The organism is Variovorax rhizosphaerae (assembly GCF_037889975.1).
GTDB lineage: Bacteria > Pseudomonadota > Gammaproteobacteria > Burkholderiales > Burkholderiaceae_C > Variovorax > Variovorax rhizosphaerae.
This window is the reverse complement of record NZ_JBBKZT010000012.1, coordinates 19,628-42,581: the sequence shown is the minus strand read 5'-3', so window position 1 is coordinate 42,581 and position 22,954 is coordinate 19,628. Positions and strand designations below refer to the sequence as shown.

Annotated in this window: 26 protein-coding genes; 18 read left to right on the top strand and 8 right to left on the bottom strand. The window is 66.5% G+C overall.

The features are described 5' to 3' along the window. Positions 1–3: 3 nt before the first annotated feature. On the bottom strand, positions 4–981 hold the full coding sequence (locus tag WKW82_RS24255) for a tripartite tricarboxylate transporter substrate-binding protein (protein ID WP_340344905.1): 978 nt from the start codon (positions 979–981) through the stop codon (positions 4–6). Between the two features lie 55 nt (positions 982–1,036). Beyond that, positions 1,037–1,408 (bottom strand): cupin domain-containing protein, encoded by a 372-nt coding sequence (locus WKW82_RS24250; RefSeq protein ID WP_340344904.1) that lies wholly within the window; start codon positions 1,406–1,408, stop codon positions 1,037–1,039. A 98-nt stretch (positions 1,409–1,506) separates the two neighbouring features. On the opposite strand from WKW82_RS24250, the gene WKW82_RS24245 reads away from it, so the two are divergent. From WKW82_RS24245 to WKW82_RS24200, 10 genes are all read left to right on the top strand, one after another. Then, complete coding sequence (locus WKW82_RS24245) at positions 1,507–2,463, top strand: LysR family transcriptional regulator (RefSeq protein WP_340344903.1); 957 nt, start codon at positions 1,507–1,509, stop codon at positions 2,461–2,463. A gap of 162 nt (positions 2,464–2,625) precedes the next feature. Next, a complete protein-coding gene (locus tag WKW82_RS24240; protein WP_340344902.1) occupies positions 2,626–3,060 on the top strand; it encodes a GNAT family N-acetyltransferase in 435 nt (144 codons plus the stop codon). Between the two features lies 1 nt (position 3,061). After that, positions 3,062–3,643 carry a GNAT family N-acetyltransferase gene (locus WKW82_RS24235; protein WP_340344901.1) on the top strand — a complete coding sequence of 194 codons (582 nt, stop codon included), beginning with the start codon at positions 3,062–3,064 and terminating at the stop codon, positions 3,641–3,643. 3 nt (positions 3,644–3,646) lie between these two features. Continuing rightward, entirely contained in the window at positions 3,647–4,120 is a 474-nt protein-coding gene (locus tag WKW82_RS24230) for a GNAT family N-acetyltransferase (protein ID WP_340344900.1), read from the top strand. Continuing rightward, complete coding sequence (locus WKW82_RS24225) at positions 4,120–4,530, top strand: PaaI family thioesterase (RefSeq protein WP_340344899.1); 411 nt, start codon at positions 4,120–4,122, stop codon at positions 4,528–4,530. The genes WKW82_RS24230 and WKW82_RS24225 overlap by 1 nt, the downstream gene beginning before the upstream one ends. A 90-nt stretch (positions 4,531–4,620) precedes the next feature. Then, positions 4,621–4,830: a hypothetical protein gene (locus WKW82_RS24220; RefSeq protein WP_340344898.1), complete on the top strand. Its 210-nt coding sequence runs from the start codon at positions 4,621–4,623 to the stop codon at positions 4,828–4,830. A gap of 105 nt (positions 4,831–4,935) precedes the next feature. Continuing rightward, entirely contained in the window at positions 4,936–5,769 is an 834-nt protein-coding gene (locus tag WKW82_RS24215) for an SRPBCC domain-containing protein (protein WP_340344897.1), read from the top strand. After that, on the top strand, positions 5,766–6,098 hold the full coding sequence (locus WKW82_RS24210; RefSeq protein ID WP_340344896.1) for a DUF1161 domain-containing protein: 333 nt from the start codon (positions 5,766–5,768) through the stop codon (positions 6,096–6,098). The genes WKW82_RS24215 and WKW82_RS24210 overlap by 4 nt, the downstream gene beginning before the upstream one ends. Before the next feature lie 26 nt (positions 6,099–6,124). Beyond that, positions 6,125–6,406: a DUF2277 domain-containing protein gene (locus tag WKW82_RS24205; protein WP_340344895.1), complete on the top strand. Its 282-nt coding sequence runs from the start codon at positions 6,125–6,127 to the stop codon at positions 6,404–6,406. A 32-nt stretch (positions 6,407–6,438) separates the two neighbouring features. Further along, positions 6,439–6,843 carry a hypothetical protein gene (locus WKW82_RS24200; protein WP_340344894.1) on the top strand — a complete coding sequence of 135 codons (405 nt, stop codon included), beginning with the start codon at positions 6,439–6,441 and terminating at the stop codon, positions 6,841–6,843. A 75-nt stretch (positions 6,844–6,918) separates the two neighbouring features. Here the strand turns inward: WKW82_RS24200 and WKW82_RS24195 are convergent, their stop codons facing one another. The 3 genes from WKW82_RS24195 to WKW82_RS24185 form a co-directional block, all read right to left on the bottom strand. Continuing rightward, on the bottom strand, positions 6,919–7,236 hold the full coding sequence (locus tag WKW82_RS24195; RefSeq protein WP_340344893.1) for a DUF1330 domain-containing protein: 318 nt from the start codon (positions 7,234–7,236) through the stop codon (positions 6,919–6,921). Positions 7,237–7,283: 47 nt separating this feature from the next. Continuing rightward, entirely contained in the window at positions 7,284–7,838 is a 555-nt protein-coding gene (locus WKW82_RS24190) for a hypothetical protein (protein WP_340344892.1), read from the bottom strand. Between the two features lie 245 nt (positions 7,839–8,083). Continuing rightward, positions 8,084–8,281 carry a hypothetical protein gene (locus tag WKW82_RS24185; protein ID WP_340344891.1) on the bottom strand — a complete coding sequence of 66 codons (198 nt, stop codon included), beginning with the start codon at positions 8,279–8,281 and terminating at the stop codon, positions 8,084–8,086. A gap of 92 nt (positions 8,282–8,373) precedes the next feature. Between WKW82_RS24185 and WKW82_RS24180 the strand changes: the two genes are divergently transcribed. Further along, positions 8,374–10,668 (top strand): transglycosylase domain-containing protein, encoded by a 2,295-nt coding sequence (locus WKW82_RS24180; RefSeq protein ID WP_340344890.1) that lies wholly within the window; start codon positions 8,374–8,376, stop codon positions 10,666–10,668. A 132-nt stretch (positions 10,669–10,800) separates the two neighbouring features. Beyond that, positions 10,801–12,273: an MFS transporter gene (locus tag WKW82_RS24175; RefSeq protein WP_340344889.1), complete on the top strand. Its 1,473-nt coding sequence runs from the start codon at positions 10,801–10,803 to the stop codon at positions 12,271–12,273. A gap of 743 nt (positions 12,274–13,016) precedes the next feature. Here the strand turns inward: WKW82_RS24175 and WKW82_RS24170 are convergent. Continuing rightward, positions 13,017–13,943 carry an aminotransferase class IV gene (locus tag WKW82_RS24170; RefSeq protein WP_340344888.1) on the bottom strand — a complete coding sequence of 309 codons (927 nt, stop codon included), beginning with the start codon at positions 13,941–13,943 and terminating at the stop codon, positions 13,017–13,019. A gap of 99 nt (positions 13,944–14,042) precedes the next feature. Between WKW82_RS24170 and WKW82_RS24165 the strand changes: the two genes are divergently transcribed. From WKW82_RS24165 to WKW82_RS24155, 3 genes are all read left to right on the top strand, one after another. Beyond that, positions 14,043–14,834, top strand: a complete 792-nt coding sequence (locus tag WKW82_RS24165; protein WP_340344887.1) for a TetR/AcrR family transcriptional regulator — start codon at positions 14,043–14,045, stop codon at positions 14,832–14,834. Between the two features lie 56 nt (positions 14,835–14,890). Next, positions 14,891–17,053, top strand: coding sequence for a YccS family putative transporter (gene yccS, locus WKW82_RS24160; RefSeq protein WP_340344886.1), 2,163 nt, complete (start codon positions 14,891–14,893; stop codon positions 17,051–17,053). 192 nt (positions 17,054–17,245) lie between these two features. After that, the gene (locus WKW82_RS24155) at positions 17,246–18,403 is read left to right on the top strand and encodes an alpha-hydroxy acid oxidase (protein WP_340344885.1); all 1,158 of its coding nucleotides are present in this window, start codon (positions 17,246–17,248) and stop codon (positions 18,401–18,403) included. A 175-nt stretch (positions 18,404–18,578) separates the two neighbouring features. Here the strand turns inward: WKW82_RS24155 and WKW82_RS24150 are convergent, their stop codons facing one another. Together WKW82_RS24150 and WKW82_RS24145 are read right to left on the bottom strand one after the other, a co-directional pair. Then, positions 18,579–19,430 (bottom strand): class I SAM-dependent methyltransferase, encoded by an 852-nt coding sequence (locus WKW82_RS24150; RefSeq protein ID WP_340344884.1) that lies wholly within the window; start codon positions 19,428–19,430, stop codon positions 18,579–18,581. Between the two features lie 266 nt (positions 19,431–19,696). Continuing rightward, the gene (locus WKW82_RS24145; RefSeq protein ID WP_340344883.1) at positions 19,697–20,257 is read right to left on the bottom strand and encodes a putative glycolipid-binding domain-containing protein; all 561 of its coding nucleotides are present in this window, start codon (positions 20,255–20,257) and stop codon (positions 19,697–19,699) included. A 61-nt stretch (positions 20,258–20,318) separates the two neighbouring features. Between WKW82_RS24145 and WKW82_RS24140 the strand changes: the two genes are divergently transcribed. Genes WKW82_RS24140 through WKW82_RS24130 form a run of 3 tightly spaced genes read left to right on the top strand, consistent with a single transcriptional unit; the run spans position 20,319 to position 22,910 of the window. After that, positions 20,319–20,939, top strand: coding sequence for a YiiX family permuted papain-like enzyme (locus WKW82_RS24140; RefSeq protein WP_340344882.1), 621 nt, complete (start codon positions 20,319–20,321; stop codon positions 20,937–20,939). 26 nt (positions 20,940–20,965) lie between these two features. Next, positions 20,966–22,228: a Y-family DNA polymerase gene (locus WKW82_RS24135; RefSeq protein WP_340344881.1), complete on the top strand. Its 1,263-nt coding sequence runs from the start codon at positions 20,966–20,968 to the stop codon at positions 22,226–22,228. Further along, positions 22,137–22,910, top strand: a complete 774-nt coding sequence (locus WKW82_RS24130) for a TIGR02117 family protein (protein ID WP_340345189.1) — start codon at positions 22,137–22,139, stop codon at positions 22,908–22,910. Before WKW82_RS24135 ends, WKW82_RS24130 begins: the two co-directional genes overlap by 92 nt. The last annotated feature ends 44 nt before the right edge of the window (positions 22,911–22,954 follow it).

Genomic DNA, 22,954 nt, shown 5'->3' with positions numbered 1-22,954 from the left:
GACTCAATCCGCGTACTCTGCTGCCGCCTTGATGATCGGCGTCCAGCGCGCCAACTCGGCCTCCTGCAACTTCGCAAGCGGTGCAGGCTGACCGTCCTCCGGTGGAGCGGTCTCGACACCCAGGTCGGCATAGCGCTTGTGCACTTCGGCGTCGCGCAGTGCGACGGCGATGGCGCCAGACAACTTGTCGATCACCTCCTTCGGCGTGCCCTTGGGCGCATAGACGCCGTGCCACACGCCGATGTCGACCGCAGGCAGGCCACCCTCCACGGTGCTCGGCACGTTGGGAAGTTGCGAAAGGCGTTTCTTGGAGGTGACAGCCATGGCCTTCACGCTGCCGCTCTGGATGAAGGGCAATGCAACCGAAGTCTGTTCGCACATGAAGTCGAACTGCCCGCCCATGATGTCGTTCATCGCCGGCGCCGCGCCCTTGTAGGCGATCGACGTGACGCGCTGCTTGATTGCAGACTGGAACAGCAGGCCGCACAGATGCGAGGCCGAGCCGATGCCCGAGTGGCCCATGTTGACCTTGGCAGGGTCCTTCTTGATGTACGCCATCAGCTCGGTCAGGTTGCTGGCGGGCAAGTCCTTGCGGGCAATGATCACGGATGGCGCGGTGGCGACCAGGCCGATGGGCGTCAGGTCGTCGGGCTTGTAGGAGAGGGAACGGTAGAGCGACGGTGTCGTCGCCGCGCCGATGTTCTGAAGCAGGATCCAGTAGCCGTCATTGGGTGAGCGTGCGACCTTGGCCGTGCCCACCGTGCCGCCGGCGCCGCTGGTGTTGTCGATCACCACAGGCTGCTTGAGCGTCTTGCCCATGGATGTGGCAAGCGCTCTTGCGATGTTGTCGCTGGGCCCGCCCGCCGGATAGGGCACGACCATGGTGATGGGCCTGACTGGGAAGTCCGCTGCAAGCAGCGGCGTGGACAAGACGGCACTCACGGCTGCGCCTGCCACGATGGCAATGGTTCTCGGCTTCATGTTCGACTCCGGTGTTTCTTGAGGATCTGACGACTGGGCGGGGCGGAAGTGCGCGTTACAAGGGCACTTCTTCGTCATCCACCGGCGTGGTAATGACCAGGAAGACCAGCGGTACCAGACCCGTGTTGGTGAAGCTGTGGCGCACGCCCGGCGGCATGAAGGCGTAGTCATGGCGGCGCATCACGCGGCGCTCGTCGCCCAACGTCAGCAGGCCCTCTCCTTCCAGCACGTGGTAGACCTGCTCCTGCACCTTGTGCACGTGCTCGGCCACGTAGGCCATCGGCTGGTAGCAGGAAATCCGGAAGTCGATGTGGCGCGACCCGCAGGTCTTGGGTTGCACCAGCGCCTTGGAAAGCGCGCCACCGAAGTGGCCGGGGTATTCCTGCCACGGAATCTCTGCGATGTTGCTGGTGAAGTGAGGGGTCATCGGGTGTCTCCTGCGTTGTCGGTAACGGATCATCGGAGGAGTACGTTCGGAAATAAAGCGAATAAAATAGAAGCTCTCTTTTCTTTTTTTTCAAAGACATGACGCTCAAGCAATTGGAGGCGTTCTACTGGGCGGCCAACTGCGCGAGCTTCGTCCAGGCGGCGGAGCGTGTGCACCTGTCGGTATCGTCCTTGTCCAAGCGGATCTCTGAACTGGAGCTGGACCTGGGCAAGCCCCTGTTCAATCGCGATGGCCACAAGGCCATCCTCACCGATGCGGGGCAGTTGCTGCTGCCACGCGCGAAGGCATTGCTGGCGCAGGCGGAAGAAGCGCGAAGTGCAGTGATCAAGGACGTCAGCCTGCGCGGCGTCTGTCGTTTTGGCGTGGGCGAGATCTCTGCGTTGACTTGGCTTCCCAAGGTGATTCGCGTTGCGCGGGAGCGCTACCCGGAGCTGAAGCTGGAACCTTCCGTCGATGCGGGCAGTTCACTCGGTTCGCTGGAACAAAAGGTGTTTGAAGGGGTGCTCGATTTCGCGGTCATTGCGGGCCGCCCCACGCGCTCGGCCATCCTTTCCGAACACATTGGCGAGGCGCATTTCAAGTGGGTTGCGTCCAGGTCGCTGACAGGCAAGGCGGTCACGGTGACAGCCGAGATGCTCGCTGACATACCGGTCATTTCCTCTCCCCCGGGGACCGGCAGTACGCGTGTCTTGAACGACTGGCTGGACGCCACCAACATGACGATTGGCCAGCGCCTGAGTTGCAACAGTTGGGCGGGCGTCGCAGGCTTGTTGGCTGAAGGCCTGGGCATCGGGATACTCCCCGCGAGCTGGGCCATTCCCATGACACGCTCCGGCGACCTGCGCCTGTTGAAGATCGAGCATCCGATGCAGCCCCTGCGCTACGCGTTTCATTGGCGCAAGGACGATCACCGTCCGCTGATCGGGAGCATGCTCCAGGCCGTCAAGGACTGCATCGACTTCGAGGAGCCGGTTCGCTGGCTGCGGCAGTTGGCTGTGCCACTGTCCGAAACGGCAAGGCCACGCTCGTCCTGATCGCCCGTCGCGACGCCGCGCATCCCGGGGGCGGCGGGCATCATTGCGGCCAACGAACTCAGCGTGGACTTGGCCTTACCGTAGCGCGCTGCCGCCTCGCTGCGGCGCGCGAGCCGGGTTGCTATAAACGCAACTGGCTCACGCTTTCAATCGAGGCAATTCGTGGCACTGCAATGGTCGCATTCGATCGACGACATCGACTGGGATGAACTCTCGGCGCTCTACCGCGCCGCACCGCTCGGCGACAAACGGCCCGAGTGGCTGAAGGGCGTCTTCACGCACAGCATGTTCCGCTGCTTCGTGCGCGACGACGGCCGGCTGGTCGGCGCGGGTCGGGCGCTCGCGGATGGCGCGGACTGCTCGTACATCTGCGACGTCGCGTTGCTGCCGAGCCACCAGGGCCTGGGCCTCGGGCGGGAGATCATGTCGACGCTGGTAGAGCTTTCAAGAGGTCATCGGAAGATCATCCTGTACGCGGTGCCGGGCAAGGAACCGTTCTACCGATCGCTTGGCTTCCGGCGCATGACGACGGCGATGGCGATCTTCGAGGACCAAGGGCAGGCGTCGCGGCGCGGCTACCTGGAAGATGACAACTGACTTGCATGCTCTCGTTGGCCCGCGCGTCCGCTTGCGGCCCTTGCAGGCATCGGATGCCGATGCGCTGGTCCGCGCCGCATCAGATGGCGAACTGTGGAACCTTCTCTTCACCGTGGTGCCTTCCGCGGCAACAGTCGACGCCTGGATCGCCACCGCACTCGCGGGCCGCGATGCCGGCACCGTGCTGCCCTTCGCCATCGAGATCATCGCGACCGGCGAGGTCATCGGCTCGACCCGCTTCTGGAAGGTGGACCGCGTGAACCGCAAGCTGGAGATCGGCAGCACCTGGCTGTCGGCAACATGGCAAAAGAGCTTCGTCAACACCGAGGCCAAGTTCCTCATGCTGCGCTACGCCTTCGAGGAACTGCACTGCGTGCGCGTGCAACTGACGACCGACGAGACCAACCAGGCATCGCGCGCCGCAATCCTGCGCCTGGGCGCGAAGCAGGAAGGCATCGTGCGCAACGAGCGGATCATGCCCAATGGACGCAAGCGCAACTCGGTGCGCTTCAGCATCATCGACGACGAATGGCCGGCTGTCCGGCGCAACCTGGAAGAGCGATTGCAAGCGCGCGCCACCTGAACCATGCACATCCAAATCGACGACCTTCGCGGCCCGAAGATCCACGCCCTGCTGGACGAACACCTGCGCAACATGCGCGCCCTCTCGCCACCGGAAAGCGTGCACGCGCTGGATCTCGATGCGCTGCGCCAGCCCGACATCACCTTCTGGACCGCCTGGTCGGACGGCGAACTGGTGGGCTGCGGCGCGCTCAAGGAACTGAGCCCGACGCACGGCGAGGTCAAGTCCATGCGCACGCCTGAAGGCCGCCGACGCAAGGGCGCCGGCCGCGCAATCCTCGCGCACATCATCGAAGAAGCCCGCCGACGCGGCTATGTCCGCCTGAGCCTGGAGACCGGCCCCATCGCGACCTTCCAGCCCGCGCACAAGCTCTACGCCAGCTTCGGCTTTGCCTACTGCCCGCCCTTCGGCGACTATGTCGAAGACCCGCACAGCGCCTACATGACCCGACTGCTCACAACCACCCAGGAGACTTGATGCTCGACCTCGCCACGCTACAGAAATTCCTGGACCCGGTGTTCCCCGGCCTCATGGGCGTCAAGCTCGTGGAGGTCGCGCCCGAGCGCGTGCTCGCGACGATGGAAGTCCGGCCGGACCTCTGCACCTCCGGCGGCATCCTGCACGGCGGCGCCTACATGGCCTTCGCAGACACGCTGGGCGCCGTCGGCACGGTGTTGAACCTTGCGCCCGGCAAGAAGACGACGACCACCGATTCAAGCACCAAGTTCATCGCCGGGGCGCGTGTCGGAACAGTGGTCACCGGCGAGAGCCTGGCGCTGCACCGAGGGCGCACGACGATGGTGTGGCAGACCACGATCAAGAATGCCGATGGCAAGCTGTGCGCGGTGATCACGCAGACGCAGTTGGTGCTTGACGGCGCGGGCTGACACAGACCTCCGAGTGCACCGTTGGCTCATCGAGATTCCCGTGTTGTGGCAAGCTACCAATAGTCCAGTGCACTCGCGTCGGAGAACCCAATGAGCCCCCACCTCGAAGCCCTTGAAGCGGCAGCCCTGAAACTCGCGCCCGCGGACAGATCGCACCTGCTGGAGCGACTGATCGCCAGCCTTGACGCCGACCCCGAAGTCGAAGCCGATCGTCGTGAAGCGTCCTTGGCGTCGGGCGCTGCGTCCGAGGTTGCTGCAGACGAAGCGATGACGCGACTTCGGGCAAGACTTGCCAAGTGACCCAGGCCTTCCTTGTACGTCCTCCGCGTCGAAGGCCCGGTCACGGGAGCGCACGAAGCTAGGTCACGGGTCTGAGCAGGCCCGCAACGCCCAAGGAGACCCACGATGCCCATCGAACTCGACCACACCATCGTCCCCACACACCACAAGCTCGCATCGGCGAAGCAACTCGCCGACCTGCTCGGCGTGCCGTGGTCGGAAACATCCCTCGGCCCGTTCTCCCCGGTCTTCGTCAACGACGGCCTGACGCTGGACTTCATCGACACCGATGAAGACTTCCCCATCTACCACTTCTGCTTCCGCGTGAGCGAGGCGCAGTTCGACGCGATCCTCGGCCGCATCCAGGCCGCGGGCATCCCGTACCGCAACACCGTGACCGGCCCGATGAACAACCAGATCAACACCGAGTACGGCGGCCGGATGATCTATTGGAACGTGCCCGATGGCCACCAGTGGGAGATGCTGACGGCCAGCTATGCACGCCCAGCACCCAACTATTTCCTGCACACGCGCCTGATCGACGCGCCGCGCGAGGTGGTGTTCAGCGCGATCAGCCATCCCGAGCATCTCGCGCGCTGGTGGGGCCCGCGAGGCTTCTCCAGCACCTTCCGCGGCTTCGACTTTCGCAAGGGCGGCGCGTGGCGCTTCACGCTGCATGGCCCGGACGGCACCGACTATCCGAACGAGAACACCTTCGCCGACATCGTGCCGCAGCAGCGCGTCGTGATCGAGCACGTCGCCTCCCCGCATCACTTCCTGCTGACGATCGAACTGGCCGACCAGGGCCAGCGCACGCTGGTCACCTGGCGACAAGTCTTCGACACGCCGGAAGAACGCGATCGCATCGCCCACGTCGTGCCGGAGGCGAACGAGCAGAATCTGGATCGTCTCGCCGCCGTGGTGCATGACATCCAGACCACTCCACAGGGAAAGCCATGACCAGGCTGATTGCACTCCTCATCGCCCTCCTCGCCGCATCGACGGCCAGCCACGCACTGACATGCGACGAACTCAAGGCCGAGATCGACCAGAAGATCAAGGCGGGCGGCATTGCCAGCTTCACCTTGACCATTGCCGATGCCGCATCGACCGAGCCCGGCCGCGTGGTCGGCACCTGCGGCAACGGCAAGAGCAAGATCCTCTACGTGCCGGCCGCCGGTTCGGCCGGCACCGGCCTGTCAACGCCATCGGCCGTCAAGCGGCCAGCGGTCCTCACCGAATGCAAGGCGGGCTTCACCGGCCCGGATTGCTCGACGCGCGTCCAGTAGACGCCCAACGCACCCGGAGCACGCCCATGTGCAGGAACATCCGCACCCTCTTCAACTTCGAGCCGCCGGCCACTGAACAGGAGATCCGCGACGCCTCGTTGCAGTTCGTCCGCAAGCTCAGCGGCTTCACCGTGCCTTCCAAGAGCAACACAGAGGCCTTCGAGCGCGCGGTGGAGGAAGTGGCCGCCACGGCGCGGACGCTGATCGCGTCGCTGGTGACCACGGCCGAACCGCGTGACAGGGAAGTCGAGGCGCAGCGAGCCAAGGCGCGGTCAGCCGCGAGGTTTGGCAACAGCCCACGCGCCTGACGGTACGAAGTACTTGCGACGCCAGAGAAGACATGACAGCCAAGTACTACAACCCGGACAAGTCACCGGTTGCGAGCGAATGGCTCGCGCTCAGTGAAAGCGAGCGCATTCGTCTGGTACAGAGGTATCACACGTCCGCGCGCATCAATATGCCGAATGCGAAAGCCCACGCTGCATTTCACGCCATCGTGGAAAATCAGATCGCCATGGGGTTCGGACCCAGTTGCCACGCAGTTGAGCGCCTGCAAGTTGAGGGCTTGTCACGTCATGAAGCAATACACGCCATCGGGTCCATCGTGGCTCGCCATGCCTACGAACTCTTGAATGCAAAGCACGCTGATTCCGATGCGGCTCAGCGTCACTTGCATGAAGCCATTGATGCGCTTACTGCCCGGACTTGGCGTGCTTCAGGCAATGGAGGAGGCGACGATGGCTAGAACCGGCGGTTCGAGTCGACAACTCCCGGCAAGCCTCGGTCACACCTTCAAAGTTCGCGGGCTCCGCACCTTGGCCTATGCCTTCGCATCCGCTGGCTGCGGCCCCTCGTAGCCTTCGATGATCACGAGGTCGATGGTCGACACTGACGTGCGCAGCTTCATGGCCGCCTGGTATTCGGGTGACTTCCAGCAGTCGAGCGCAGCCTGGTGCGAAGGGAACTCGATCACCACGTTGCGCGAGCGGCTGATGCCTTCGGGGTTCTCGAACGCACCCGCCCGCACCAGGAAGTGCGCGCCGTACTTGCGGAATGGCTCGGCATTGGCCGCGATGTAGGCCTTGTACTGCTCCGGGTCGGAAACGTCGACGCGCGCGATCCAGTAACCCTTGGGCATGGATGCTCCGATCAGTGAGGTGTGTTGGGGGGATCCGCACGATACGTTCAGCGCCCGGGCGTGGCAAGTCCGGACACGGGCAATGCCGGCGATTCGCGCCGCGAGAGCAGGTCTTCGGTCAGCTCGGTGCGCAATGCGCTGCAGGCCTTGCGCAAAGTTTCGTAGTGGGCCTTGCCGACCGGGCCCGTGCGGCCCTCGGCGAGCACCGCGTGGATGCGCTCCTGCGCCGTGCCGTAGACCTTCCGCGCCGACTCCGACAGGTAGATGCCGCCCGTCTGGAAATACCAGTCGCGCAAGTCTCCGGAGAGCTTGCGCAGGTCGCTGTATTGCAGTTCGTCATTGCGCGGCCACTGCGGCAGCTTGCCGGTCAGGGACCACAGGAGGATGTAGGCGGCCCTGCGTTGCGTGCGCAGTTCGGTGTCGACCGTACTGGCCAGGGTCAACGCCACGCGGTGGTTTTCCTCCGCGAGCTTCAGCGTGTGCTCGAAGCGCCGCAGCGCCGCGTCGGCGCTCTTCTCGGCGACCAGCTTGGCAAACAGCGTGAGCCCTGCGGCGACGCCCGCAACGCCGCCCAAGGCAAGGAAGAGTTCGTTCCACGACATGGCTGCTCCTTCCGAAGCGGTTTCCCGCTGCGTCGAATGCTACGAGCGTCGCAGCGCATGCGGAAGGGCGATTTCTCCACTCTCGAAAGGGCGTACTGATCACCTCCACCACAGGACCTGAAGGCGTGAAGATGTCGCAGCGAGGGCGCCAGCCAGGAGGCCCGTTATGCGTAGCCCAGCCGTACTTGAGTGCGGTGAGCAGCGCAGGCCCGAGATCGGTGGCCGCAGTAGAAAGATTGATACCTTCAGCGATAGGCCGGGTTGTTCGGCGCCCGGTCGTAGCGATTGGGCACGCCGTCGCCGTCGCGATCCCGGTAACCGCGGTCGCGGGCATGGGGTGGCGGCTGTTCGGCGCGCGAGTAGCCCGCGTCGTAGGGCACCGCGACACAACCCGACAAGGCGGTGACGGCCGCGGCGGCGAGCAAGAGAACTGTTTTCTTCATGGTGTTTCCTTTTCTTTCACAGCCTTCACAATGGCCGGCGGGCCCGCGGCCGACAGCGCCGCGAATGCCCCTTTTCGAGTAGGCCCAGACCCATGCGCCCTGTCCCCCGCCGCCGCGCGTTGCCATGCCTTGCGATCGCCCTCCTGTGGGCGGCGGCGCTGCCCCGCGCGCAAGCGGTGCCGGCCTTCGATGAGGTGCGGCGCAACTTCCATCCCTCCGACGTGCGCGTGCTCGATCGCGACGGCGAACTGCTTCAACGCGTACGCACCGACGCCACCGTGCGGCGCGGGCAATGGATCGCGCTGCCCGACGTGTCGCCGGCCTTGCGAAACGCCATGCTGCTGTCGGAGGACAAGCGCTTCTACGAACACAGCGGCGTGGACTGGCGCGCGGTGTCGGCGGCGGCGTGGGGCAACCTCTGGAACACGCGCACGCGCGGCGCCTCGACCATCACCATGCAACTCGCCGGCCTGCTCGACGAGGACTTGCGCCAGGGCGCCGGTGGTCGCAGCCTGTCGCAGAAGGTCGGGCAGACCGTCGATGCGCAGCGGCTGGAACGCACATGGCGCAAGGACCAGATCCTCGAGGCCTACCTCAACACGGTGCCATTTCGCGGCGAGGTGGTCGGCATCGACGCCTTGTCGCGCACGCTGTTCGGCAAGGCGCCGAGCGGGCTCGACACGCGTGAGGCCGCGCTCGCTGCTGCGCTGGTTCGTGCGCCCAACGCCAAGCCGGCGCAGGTGGCGCAGCGGGCCTGCGAGGTGTTGCGAACGATGGAAACGACGCAAGTCGATGTGGCTTTGCCAGCGCGACTGGATACGCCTCGGAGGACGGGCCCGGCGCAGCCCGGCCCTGGGGGCTGGGGAATCAGCAAGGCCGATTGCGATGCGATGGATATGTTCGCCAGCGCAGCCTTGCAGCGACGCGTGTTCGACCCGAGCGAAGGCATTGCGCCGCACCTCGGGCGTCGCGTGGCGCGCAACGCGGACGGCGCGGAGAGCATCCGCACGACCTTGCGCGCGCCGCTGCAACGCTTTGCGCTCGGCACCTTGCGACGCCACCTGCGCGAGCTGCGCGGGCGCGAGGTGGAAGACGGCGCGCTGGTCGTGCTCGACAACGCCTCCGGCGAAGTACTGGCATGGGTCGGCTCGTCGGGGCCGCTGAGCCAGGCCGCCGAAGTCGATGGCGTGCTGGCGCAGCGTCAACCCGGTTCCACGCTGAAGCCCCTGCTCTATGCCGAGGCGATTGCCGAACGAAGGCTCACCGCCGCATCGCTGCTGGACGATTCCTCCGCGCAGATCAGCACAGCCAGTGGGCTCTACATCCCGCAGAACTACGACCGGCAGTTCAAGGGCTACGTTTCTGTGCGCACCGCGCTGGCCTCCTCGCTCAACGTGCCCGCCGTGCGCACGCTGGTGATGGTCTCGCCCGAGGCCTTCGCGCGGCAGTTGCGGGCCGCGGGCGTCTCGCTGCGGGAGAGCGGCGACTACTACGGCTACAGCCTGGCGCTGGGCAGCGCGGAGGTGTCCTTGCTGTCGTTGACCAACGGGTATCGGACGCTGGCGAATGGCGGGCGCTACGGTCCGACTCGGGACGTAACGCACGCACAGCAAGGCAGCGGAAGCGCAGGCGGCAATGGCAGTACCCGGCAGGCCATCGACGCGGGCGCTGCCTTTATCGTTGGCGACATCCTCAGCGACCCCAACGCACGTGCGCGCACCTTCGGGCTCGACAGCGTGCTGGGCACGCGCTTCTGGACAGCGGTCAAGACCGGCACGAGCAAGGACATGAGAGACAACTGGGCCATTGGCTGGTCGCAGCGCTACACCGTCGGCGTGTGGGTCGGCAACGCCAGCGGCGCGCCGATGCGGGACGTGAGCGGTACCAGCGGCGGGGCGCCAGTGTGGGCCGAGGTGATGGGCTTCCTGCACCGGCACGAAGCCAGTCGCGCGCCGTCGCCGCCGCCGGGCCTTATTCAGGCAAAGGTCACGTTCGGTGCGGGCATCGACGGCGGCCCGCTCGAGGCAGCGCGCAACGAGTGGTTCCTGGCGGGCACCGAGCAGGCGCTGTTCGCCATCGAGCCTCTTGCCAGCGGCATGGCATCCGCGCGCATCACCGCGCCCGCCGACGGCACCATCCTCGCGCTTGATCCGGACATCCCGCCCGAGCGCCAACGCGTGCGCTTCGAAGCCACCGGCCGCGCAGTGCGCTGGCGCATGGACGGCAAGCCCTTCTCGCGCGAGAACAGCGTCCAGTGGCTGCCCTGGCCCGGCCGCCACGTCGTCCAGTTGACCGATGCGCAAGGCACGGTGCTGGACGAGATTCGGCTGGAGGTTCGCGGCGCCGGTGTCAAGGGCGGAAACGCCAGCAATACGCCAAGACAGTAGCCCCACCCCGGCGAAGGTGGCGCCGTTGGCGGATCATCCGAGCCCCGCATCGGATGTTCCCTGAACCATCCTGCCGGGAAATCGACGCACATCGGGACACCAGGAATTGCAGCGCGGCGCCACACCCACCTCATGAACAAGAACACCCACCGCCCGCTGGTCATCGCCGCGGTCATGGCTTCGATGGCCATGGTCGCGATCGAGGCCACCGTCGTCTCCACCGTGATGCCCCGCATCGCTTCCGACCTCGGCGGCCTGAGCCTCTACAGCTGGGTGTTCGCGTCCTTCCTGCTCGCACAGACTGCGATGACCGTGGTGTTCGGCAAGCTGTCCGACCTGTACGGGCGCAAGCCGGTGATGTTGGCCGGCATTGCGATCTTCCTGGCAGGCTCGCTGCTCGCCGGCTTCGCCTGGTCGATGCCGGCCATGATCGCCTTCCGCCTGCTCCAGGGCATCGGCGCCGGCGCCGTCCAGCCGATGGCGCTGACGATCGTCGGCGACCTGTACTCGGCGCGTGAACGCGGCAAGGTGCAGGGCTACCTGGCCAGCGTGTGGGCCGCGTCGTCGGTGCTGGGACCGCTGGTGGGCGGGCTGATCGTGGCCAACATCGACTGGGGCTGGATCTTCTGGATGAACGTGCCCGTCGGCATCGCGGCCGCGGCCGGTTTCTGGTTCTTCCTGCACGAGGCGCCCACGGTCCGGCGTGCATCGATCGACATCGTCGGCGCGATCCTGTTCACGGTCGGCATCGCGGCGCTGATGATCGGCCTGACCGAGTTCGGGCTGGGGCACGCGAGCGCGGGCTGGGCCTGGGCCGCCCTGTTCGCTGTCGTGGCGCTGCTGTTCATCGCGCAGGAGCGGCGCGCGGCCGACCCGATGGTGTCGCTGCGGCTGTGGGGCACGCGCATCATGGCCACGCTCAACGGGTCTGCCCTGCTCGGCGGCATGGCGCTGATGGGCGCGACCAGCTTCGTGCCGATGTACGTGCAGGTGGTGCTGGGCCAGACGCCGGTGGTCGCTGGGCTGATGCTGACGATGGTGACGCTGGGCTGGCCGATCGGCGCGACGCTGGCTTCACGCATGTTCCTGCGCGTCGGGCTCTGGCGCTTGATGCTGGTGGGCGGCATGCTGTTGCCGCTGGGCACGGCGATGTTTGCGCTGCTGGGCCCGGGCCATCCGCCAATGGTGGCTGGCGTGGGTTCGTTCGTGCTGGGCCTGGGCATGGGGCTGTTGAGCCTCTCTTCGTTGATCATCATCCAGGAGTCCGTCGACCCGGCGCAGCGCGGCATCGCGACGGCATCGAACGTGTTCTCGCGCAACCTCGGCAGCGCTTTGGGTGCGGCGTTCTTCGGCGCGGTGTTCAACTTCGGGCTGGCACGGCTGCATGGCGGGCAGGCGATTCCGGAGGAACAGCTTCGGCATCTGCTTCGTGATTCGACGGTGCAGGCGGCTGCCGATGCGGGGACGCGCTTGGCACTCGGCGGCGCACTGCATCTCACCTTCATCGCCTTGCTGCTGACCAGCGTTGGCACCATCGTGCTGTCGCTGATGCTGCCCAAGGGCGGCGTGATCGGAAGCATGCGGGAAGTGCCGAAGGCATCCTGACCGGCGGCATCGGTGGATCTGCGGGCGTGAACTTGCCCTGCTGCTTTGAAGCGGCCTTTCCTTTACTTCGCGGGGAGCGCCCGGCAGACCATGCCCTCCGGTCGCCTTCACTGTGGCGGTCGCTGCGCGACTCCCCTCCGGTGCTCGCATTTCGCGGGGTCCACATGAACTCGCTTCGCTCAAACAGCATGTGGCCCTGATCCGCGAAACGCTGCGCTCCTCGGCGCCACAGAGGCGGCAACCGGAGGGCATGGTCTACCGGGCTTGGGGATGATCGGATGTTGGAGCGTCTCGAAGGCCGAAAGCTCCTTGCAATGGCTTTGGGTCTGAGTGGCCGTTGCAGCCCGCAGCAGCCGCAGCCGTCCTGCCACCTGTCGCCTGTCGCCTGTCGTGGAGCCGTGGAGCCGTAGTGCCGTGGAGCCGTGGTGCCGTGGTGCCGTGGTGCCGTGATGCCGTGATGCCGCGCGTGGCGGTGCCGCCCCGCAACGTCACCGCCCGTTGATCGACCCCGGAGCCCGGTATGCGGTGCGCGTCGGATGCCGCCTCTGTGCCGCTGAAGCGCGCAGCGTTTGGCGGATCAGGGCCACATGCTGTTTGAGCGAAGCGAGTTCATGTGGACCCCGCCAAACGCGAGCACTGCAAGGGAGTCGCGAAGCGACCGGCACAGTGAAGGCAGCCGGCGCGCACCGCATGCCGGGCGGACTCCGCAGCACGCCGAACGAACTGAAACGACACCCGCGGACTCAAGCCCCGCTGCCGTAATCGACCGGATCCTTGTACGCGGGATCATCGTGCAGCGCCCAGTACCCGTCATGGAGCCGCGTCGTCACCAGCCCAGGAAACGGCGGCAGCGCTTGCCCGTCGATCTTGCCGATGGGCAGCACACCGCCGCCACTCGACGTGAGGAACACCTCGTCCGCACCACGCAAGGCATCCACCGACAACGGCCCCACGCGCAACGGAATCCCCAGCGTCCCGCACAGCTCCAGCACCGTACGGCGCGAGATCCCTTCGAGCACACCCCAGTCCGCCGTGAACACCTGCCCATCCTTCACCGCGAACACATTGAAGCCCGGTCCCTCGGTCACGTTGCCCTCCGCATCGACCACGCAACTGGTGTCGTGCCCGCGGTCGTAGGCGTCGAACATCGATTGCACCAGGTCGATCCAGTGGTAGTTCTTGACCGTTGGATCGACCGAGGCCGGCGAGATGCGCTGGCGCTCGCTGATGTGCAGGTCGATCCCGGCAAGTTGCTTTTCGCGCGAGGCGATCCACACATAGGGCAACGCGTAGGCATAGAAACGGTTCTGCGCCAGGCGCGGATCGCGCGCGCCGCGCGGTGGCACGCCGCGCGTGCAAACCATCGCGACATAGCCGTCCTGCAGGCCGCCCGCACGCACGCAGCCGTGCAGGATCTCGCGCAACTCGGCGCGCGAATACGGGATCGCCAGGTGCATCTTCTGCAGGCTGTTGAAGAAGCGGTCCATGTGCGCGTCGAGCCGGAAGAAGCTGCCCTTCCACGTCGTGGCCACGTCATAGGTCACGTCGGAGCGGGTGAAGCCCCAGTCGAACAAGGAGACCTTGGCCTCGGACAGCGGCGCATACGCGCCATCGATGAAGACGCAGCCACCGTCGAACTGGCCGACGGGCGGGGTAGCGGGAATGGGCACGGTGGATCTCCTTGAAAGCGTTGGAACGACGGTGACGAAAAATAATTGTACGTCGTTCAATTAAAATTGAACACCGATCAACGCAACTACAATCCGCCGATGCCAAGTCCGCGCAAAACTGCCGCGTCCAGGAAGACGCCGGTCCCCGCAAAACCGCGTCCCGGCCGTCCGCGCAAGCAGGATGCGGCGGCCGGCGGGAGCCCGGCGCTGGGCCGCGAGCGCATCCTGCAGGCCGCCCTCGCGCTCATCGATCGCAAGGGCCTCGCGGCCTTCAGCATCCGCGAACTCGCGACCGACCTCGGCGTGTTCCCGGCGGCGATCTACTGGCACGTTCCGAGCCGCGATGCACTGGTCTCCGGCGCCATCGCGATCGCCCTTGCCGACGTTGCGGACGGCCTGTCCGATGGCACCTGGCAAGCCCGCCTGCGCGCGGTATTGCAGCGCTTTCGCGAGGCCTTGCGGCAGCATCCCAACCTGGCGCCAGCGGTGGCCAGCGAACTGGCCTTCAACGCGGCCTTCGATGCGCCCCTGCTGCAGCACGTGGTCGCCGCCCTCGAGGACGCACGCTTCGAAGGCGACACGCTGGTCGACGCCTTCAACGTCGTCATCGCCGCGATGTGCGGCTTTGCCACGCTGGAACTGTCGAGCGCGCCCACGGACGACACGGCCCATTGGGAAGCGGCCTGCCGCGCGCAGATCGACGCGGTGGACCGTGCGCAACATCCCCACCTCGGCCGCAATCTCGACGCGCTGCGCAACCGCGCTTTCCTGCTGCGTTGGTCGAGCGGCAAGACGCAACCGCTCGACAGCGGCTTCGAGGCCTGGGTCGACGTGGTGCTGCGCGGCCTGGAGTCGCGCAGCCGGGCCTTGCGCGCCGCGCGGCGTGCATGAAGAAACGTTGTGACGCGGCGACGGGGCCGGCATGATCGTTGCGGCAGAAGGCCACCATGTTCTCCCTGAATCTTTCCTCCACGCTGCGCCGCCTCTGGGCACTCAACAGCCTGGCCTACAGCGTTCGCGTGGCAATCGCGCTGGCGGTGCTGGTGGCGGGCTGCTGGTCGCTGGACCAGATGCCGCTGCTCGTGCCCTTGTTCCTCGGCGTGGTGGCCAGTGCGCTGGCCGAGACCGACGACAACTGGCGCGGCCGAGCCCGCGCGCTGCTGCGGACGCTGGTGTGTTTCGCGGTGGTGGCATTCGCGGTGCAGGCCGCGTTTGCGCATCGCCTCGTGTTCGTCCTGGGCCTGATGGGGGTCACCTTCACGCTCACGATGCTGGGCGCCATCAGCCGGCGCTACCAGGCCATGGGATTTGCCACGCTGATCCTGGCGCTGTACACCGCCATCGGCATGGACCAGCGCGGCGACGTGGGCCAGGCCTTCTGGCTGGAGCCTGCGTTGCTGCTGGCCGGCGCGAGCTGGTATGGGTTGCTGTCGGTGATCTGGTGCGCGCTGTTTGTACACCAGCCCGTGCAGCAGTACCTGGCACTGGTGATGCGCGAGCTCGAAGCCTACCTGCGGCTCAAGTCCACCCTGTTCGAGCCGGTGCGCGACGACCAGGGCGAGGTGCGCCGGCTGCGACTTGCGCAGCAAAGCGGCCGCGTCGTCATGGCGCTCAACCAGGCCAAGGAAGGCATCTTCAATCGCATCGACGCCGAACGCGCCAGCCACCGCATGGAAGAGTACCTGGGCCTCTACTTCATCGCGCAGGACATCCATGAGCGGGCCAGCTCCTCGCACACGCCCTACGACGCGCTGATCGACGCCTTCTTCCACAGCGACGTGCTGTTCCGATGCCAGCGCCTGCTGCGCGTGCAAGGACGCGCCTGCGGCGAGCTGGGGCGTGCGATCCTGCTGCGCGTGCCCTTCGCCAAGGGAAGCGAGAGCATCGCGGCACTCCTCGACCTGCGCAGTGCCATCGCACATCTGAAGGCGCATCAGGAAGCACATCAGGCCGAACTGCTCGCCTCGCTGCTGGCCCTGGCCGACAACCTGTCCACGCTCGACGCGCAACTCGCCGGCGCGAGCCATCCGGCCCTGCAACTCGGCGCCAACGACGGCGCGCTCTATGACCGCACGCCGCGCTCCTGGAGCGATGCCTGGGGCCGCGTGCGCGAACAGTTCCGGCTCTCGTCGCCGCTGCTGCGGCATGCGTTGCGGCTCAGCCTCGCACTGGCCGCCGGCTATGGCGTGATGCGCGCGATCCACGCCCACCAGGGCTACTGGATCCTGCTGACCACCATCTTCGTGTGCCAGCCCAGCTTCAACGCGACGCGGCAGCGCATGCTGCAGCGCGTGGCGGGCACCATCGCCGGCCTTGCCATCGGCTGGGCGCTGTTCGACCTGTTCCCGAGCCTGTTGCTGCAGGCCATGTTCACCGTGGTGGCCGGGGTGCTTTTCTTCAGCACCCGCACCACGCGCTACACCATCGCCACGGCGTCGATGACCCTTGTGGTGCTGATGTGCTTCAACCAGACCGGCAACGGCCAGGTGCTGATCGTGCCGCGCATGGTGGACACGCTGATCGGCAGCGCGCTCGCGGGTGTGGCCGTGTTCCTGGTGCTGCCGGATTGGCAAGGCCGCCGGCTCGACGCATTGGCTGGCCGCTCGCTGGCGGCGCTGGCCAACTACCTGCGCGCGCTGGCCCGGCAGTTCCGCGACGGGCGCGTCGACGACCTGGCCTACCGCCTCGCACGGCGCAATGCGCACAACGCCGATGCCGCGCTGTCCACGGCCTTGAACAACCTCATGACCGAGCCCGGGAGACGCGCGGAGGAAGGCGAACGCGGCCTGCGCTTCCTGGTGCATTCGCACACTGTGCTCAACTACCTCTCGGGCCTGGGCGCGCACCGCGAGGCACTGGCTGCGGGCGAGCGGTCGAGCGCGCTGCTGGCGGATGCCGAACAGGTCGCGAACTTCCTGCAGGCGCTGGGCGGCAGCCTGGTGCAGGGCGCGTCGCCCACTTCCAGCAACGTCGCCCCAGCGCTGGCGGCGAAAGCCACGAACACCAGTACCGCCGACGCGCCGCAAAGCCTGGTGGCCGAGCAACTGCGCCTGATCCACGGCCAGCTCGCGCCGCTGCAGCAGGCGGCGCAGTCGCTGCTTGCGCGCTGATACGGCTTCTTCTTCAAGCGCACCCCAGCGTTGGGTCGCCCTGTCGTGCTACAGCACTGCCTGGGCGCGCCGGCTTTCGCTGCGCTTTGATTGCAAAGTCGCCTGAACCCGCATAAGACCAAGGTTGCACATGACTTGCCTCCTGTGCCGATAATGGCCCGCCGCATCGTTACACCAGCCAGGAACCGCGAAGTGCCCGACCTCTCCAAGATCACCTGCATCGAAGACCTGCGAGTGATCGCCAAACGCCGCGTGCCGCGCATGTTCTACGACTACGCCGACTCGGGCGCCTGGACCGAGGGCACCTACCGCGCCAACGAAAGCGACTTCCAGAAGATCAAGTTGCGCCAGCGCGTGGCGGTCAACATGGAAGGCCGCTCGACCCGCACCACCATGCTCGGCCAGGAAGTGGCCATGCCCGTGGCCATCGCGCCCACCGGCATGACCGGCATGCAGCATGCCGATGGCGAGATCCTCGGCGCCAAGGCCGCCAAGGCCTTCGGCATTCCGTTCACGCTGTCGACCATGAGCATCTGCTCGCTGGAAGACATCGCGGCGGCCACCAATGGCCATCCGTTCTGGTTCCAGCTCTACGTGATGAAGGACCGCGACTTCATCGAGCGGTTGATCGACCGCGCCAAGGCGGCCAACTGCTCGGCCCTGCAGATCACCCTGGACCTGCAGGTGCTCGGCCAGCGCCACAAGGACATCAAGAACGGCCTCACCGCGCCGCCCAAGCCGACCATCGCCAACCTCATCAACCTGGCGACCAAGCCGCGCTGGTGCATGGGCATGCTGGGCACCCAGCGCCGCACCTTCGGCAACATCGTCGGGCATGCGAAGAACGTGGGCGACGTGTCCTCGCTGTCGTCATGGACGGCCGAGCAATTCGACCCGGCCCTGAGCTGGGCGGACGTCGAATGGATCAAGAAGCGCTGGGGCGGCAAGATCATCCTCAAGGGCATCATGGACGTGGAAGACGCGCGCCTGGCCGTCGCGAGCGGTGCCGATGCGCTGATCGTGTCGAACCACGGCGGGCGCCAACTCGACGGCGCGCAATCCTCCATCGAGGCTCTGCCGGCCATCGCGGACGCCGTGGGCCGCGAGATCGAGGTCTGGATGGATGGCGGCATCCGCAGCGGCCAGGACGTGCTGAAGGCCCGCGCCCTCGGCGCAAGGGGCACGCTGATCGGCCGCACCTTCCTCTATGCGCTCGGTGCCTTCGGCGAGGCAGGCGTGACGCGCGCGCTGCAGATCCTGCACAAGGAACTTGACATCACGATGGCCTTCTGCGGCCGGACGCAGATCGACCAGGTGGATTCGAGCATCCTGGTGCCCGGGACGTTCTAAGCTCGCAAACGCCCGCTGTCACGCTACAGTGGGCAGCGATGCACGAAGCGCCGGCCTGCCACGATTTCGTTCACGGGCCACTGCCATCAAGCGCTCGACAAGGCAGCGCGCCGCAGGCCGTGCCGTCCCACGCAAGGGAATCCGACGCAGTGATGCGCTCCAAGGCGAAGTGGTATCAGACGCGCACAGTCATCATGTGGCCCAGCCCGCCGGCCATGAGCTGGTCGGGGCGATCCGGGAAGTACATCGCATTGAGTTCGTTCGGACCCAGGTCACTCACGTGGGCGAAGTCCAGCGCCTCCAGGGATTCGGCAAACCGGGCCGGGTCGAAGTAGGACTTCCACGGTTCGCCCATCCACGCGAGTTGCACCGTCAGCATGCTCATGAGGATCTGGCGCACGAGGCCCAGGCTCTCCGCCGGCGCCAGGTAGTCGAACACCACCCCGCTGCCCGCCGGCAAGGACCTGAAGAAGCGCATCATGTCCATGACCACTTCGTGCGCCAGGTACATCGAGACGCCGAGCCACGAGAAGAAGGCTGGCTTGTCGCGCTCGAAGCCCGCGGCGCCCAGTTCCGTCGCGAGGTCCTGGTGTTCGAAGTCGCAGCTCACATAGCGCAACGCGGCCGGTGCCTCGATGCCGGCCTCCGCAAGGCGCTCGCGCTTCCAGGCCTGCGTGTTCGGATGGTCGACCTCGAACACGCGCAGTTGCGCCGCCTTGTACGGGTTGCGATAGGCGAAGGTGTCGAGTCCGGCACCGAGCACGACGAACTGGTCGACACCCCGCTCGACCGCCGCCTGGAGTTCAGTCTCCGCAAACCGTGCGCGGGCCACCACGAAGGCCCGCAGCGCGCGCGCCGCCTCGTTGTCGAAGAAGCGCCCGCCGAGCGCAATGCGGTCGGCATCCTCGCGGCCGATGATCGGCACCGCGATCGGGTCGTCCATGACCACGGGCCGATCGAGCAGTTGATGGGCTGCACGGCTGGCGGCAACGCCGCGTGCGGTGAGACTGGGTCCGGTTCGTTTCATGGATTCCGTTCTTGTTGGGGCGCGCACTGGAACGCTGGATGCAATGGATGCAATCCGTGCCAGGGCCAAGCGCAAACCAGAGCGCTACCCGCAGGTATCGACAATTTGCAACGCCGCCATGGCAAGGAAGGCGCGATTTCATGCGCAGTTGTTCGTAGGACAGCAAGCACACTGGACAAAGGCCGCACGCAGTATCCATGCCGCCGACACGGTTCCTCGCGGCGATTCGGGGAGGGAGCGGCGAGGGCCAGCGCGAATTGCCAGGGTCAGCGCTCGGCCATCCACAGCCGAGGGTACTCCCGCACGAAACCTTCGTTCGTCACGTGCAGCAGGTCGGCGTAGTCGAAACGCGGCGCCTGGTACCAGTAGCTGTTGTTGTCGCGGCGCTCATAGCGTTGCGCCAGCAAGGTCAAACCACCGTCTTCCACGTCCAGCCAGGCCGCCGGCGCGTCGGCAGCCTCGCCGGGCTGGAGGTTGAGGCGCCGCAACTGGATCAAGTTGGTGGCCGGGGTGAAGCCCAGGTCCAGGTCGACGCAATGCGCCAGGTCGTGCGCCGGCACGTCGTTGAGCTTCCACTCGCCATGCGCGCCCCGCGCCACCGAGAAGTCGATCGCGCTGCCGCCCATCCAGCCCCGCACGGTGCCCCATTGGGTGTGCCAATTCTTGTCGCAGCGCACCCGGTAGTGCAGTTGCGCGATGCGCCCGTCGGACTGGCGGAACAGGGACGTTCCGTCGAGTTGCCACGCGTCGCCCTGGCGATCGAGCCGGCAGGCATCATGGCCTGGAAGGTCGAGTCGGTGCCAGAGCGTGGAGGCAACGGGTTGCATGCGTTGATGATGACCGCAGCCACCGCGCAGCGCAAGACACCCGGCGCACAATTCATCCCCCATGTCGAAATCGCAAATTCCCGCTGCCGTTGCGCTCGCTGCGGCGCTTCTCGCCGGCGGCGGCGCCCTCCACGCGGCCGTGTTGATGGACGGCGACATCATCTTCCACACCTCGCGCTCGGCCCAGAGCCTGGCGGTGCAACGCGCCACCGGCTCTCGCTACAGCCACATGGGCATGGTGCTGTACCGCGACGGCAAGCCCTTCGTGTTCGAAGCGGTCGACACGGTGCGTTACACCCCGCTGGCGCAATGGACCGCACGCGGCAACGGCGGGCACTACGTGGTCAAGCGCCTGGGCGACGCCGACGCGGTGCTGACACCGGCCGCGCTGGCACGCCTGCGCGCGGGAACGAGTGCCTTCGCGGGCCGCCGGTACGACCTCACTTTCGAATGGTCGGATCAGCGTATTTATTGTTCGGAGTTGGTCTGGAAGCTCTACCAGCGCGCCACCGGCGTGCGCATTGGGGAGCTGGCGAAGATCCGCGACTTCAAGCTCGACGATCCGACGGTGCGCGCCAAGATGAGCGAGCGCTACGGCGACCGGGTACCGCTGGACGAGCCCGTGATTTCCCCGGTGGCGATGTTCGAATCGCCCTTGCTCGTCACTGTCGAGAAGCGCTGATCCGGAACACCAGGCATCGCGCGAAAATGCCCGCAGTGCCCCCGCCCGATACATCAACGCCGCCCATCCGCCGCATCGCCCATCTCGACATGGACGCGTTCTTCGCGTCGGTCGAATTGTTGCGCTATCCGCAATTGAAGGGCCTGCCGATGGTGATTGGCGGCGGCCGGCGAAAGGTGGACGAGATCCTGTCGCGCGACCATGCCGAACTGCCCTTGCACGAGGTGCCGGTCGCAGCCTTTCCGCTGCTGAAGGACTACGTCGGTCGCGGCGTCATCACCACGGCCACCTATGCCGCGCGGCAATTCGGCGTGGGCTCCGCAATGGGCATGATGAAGGCGGCCAAGCTGTGTCCGCAGGCCGTCGTGCTGCCGGTGGACTTCGACGAGGTGCGCCGCCTGTCACGCCTGTTCAAGAACACCATCCGCGAGATCGCGCCCGTGGTGGAAGACCGCGGCGTGGACGAGGTCTACATCGACTTCACCGACGTGCCTGGCGGCCAGCGCGAAGGCGGCCGCGTGCTGGCGCGGCTGATCCAGAAATCGATCCTGCAGGCCACCGGTCTCACCTGCTCCATCGGCGTGGCGCCCAACAAGCTCATCGCCAAGCTGGCCAGCGAATTCAACAAGCCCAACGGCATCTCGATCGTCTACGAGAGCGACCTCGAATCGAAGATCTGGCCGCTGGCCGCGCGCAAAGTCAACGGCATCGGCCCGAAGGCGGACGAGAAGCTCAAGGCGCTCGGCATCCGCACCGTCGGGGAGATCGCCGCGAGGGAGCGCGACTGGCTGATCGCCCACTTCGGCAAGGCCTCCGGCGCTTGGATGCACGAGATCTCCTGGGGCCGCGACAACCGACCCGTGGTGACCGAGAGCGAGCCCGTGTCGATGAGCCGCGAGACCACTTTCGAGCGCGACCTGCATGCCGTGCGCGACCGGGCCGAACTCGGCGCGATCTTCACGCACCTCTGCGAGAAAGTCGGCGAGGACCTGCAGCGCAAGGGTTACGTCGGAAAGACCATCGGCATCAAGCTGCGCTACGACGATTTCAAGACCGCCACGCGGGACCACACCATGAGCCGCTTCACCGCCGACGGCCAGACGATCCGCCAGGTTGCCGGCCAATGCCTCAAGCGCGTGCCGCTGGAGCGCCCGCTGCGCCTGCTGGGCGTGCGCGTTGGCACGTTGCTGCGCGCCGATGAAGCGCTTGCAGCCGGCGCCGCGGCGGCGTCCGGCACGAAGGTGCGCGCCGACAGCGATGCGACGGCCACCACGGCTTCGCTGTTCTGAACCTATGTGGCGCGTGCTCCTCTGGTTCGCGCTGATGCTGCTGGCACTGGTGCTTGCAGCGCTGGTGTACGTCGCAGTGGCGAGCGCCCTGATGTTCTGGCCGGCCAACCCGACACCGCCCGCGGAAGAGCGCAGCATCGACGCCTGGGTGCTGAGCAATGGCGTACACACCGACCTCGTGTTTCCGGTGCGCGGCCATGGCACGGACTGGTCAGGGCTCTTTCCGCCCGCCGATTTCCGCGCCGTGCCGCCCGACGCCGACTACATCGCCATCGGCTGGGGCGACCGCGACTTCTACCTGTACACGCCGACCTGGGGCGACCTGACGGTGAGGCGCGCGCTCGGCGCCATCGCGGGCCTCCACAAGTCGGTGCTGCACGTCACCTACCTGCGCCGCGCCGAATTCGCGAAGCGGGCCCATCGCCTGCCGCTCTCGCAGCGCCAGTACGCCATTCTGGGCGACTACGTGCGCGCGGCCTTGCCGCAAGGCCGCGCCACGCTGGTCGCTGGCGTGCGCTACGGGGCCACCGACGCCTTCTACGAGGCCGAAGGCCGATACAGCATGATCGAGACCTGCAACAACTGGACCGGCCGTGGCCTGCGCCTGGCCGGCGTCACGATGAGCCGATGGACGCCGTTCGACTTCAACGTGGTGCGGCACCTGCAACCCGCTCAGCCCTGAGTCTCGGCCAGCGGGACCGGGCAGCGCGGTCACTCGCTTCGCGG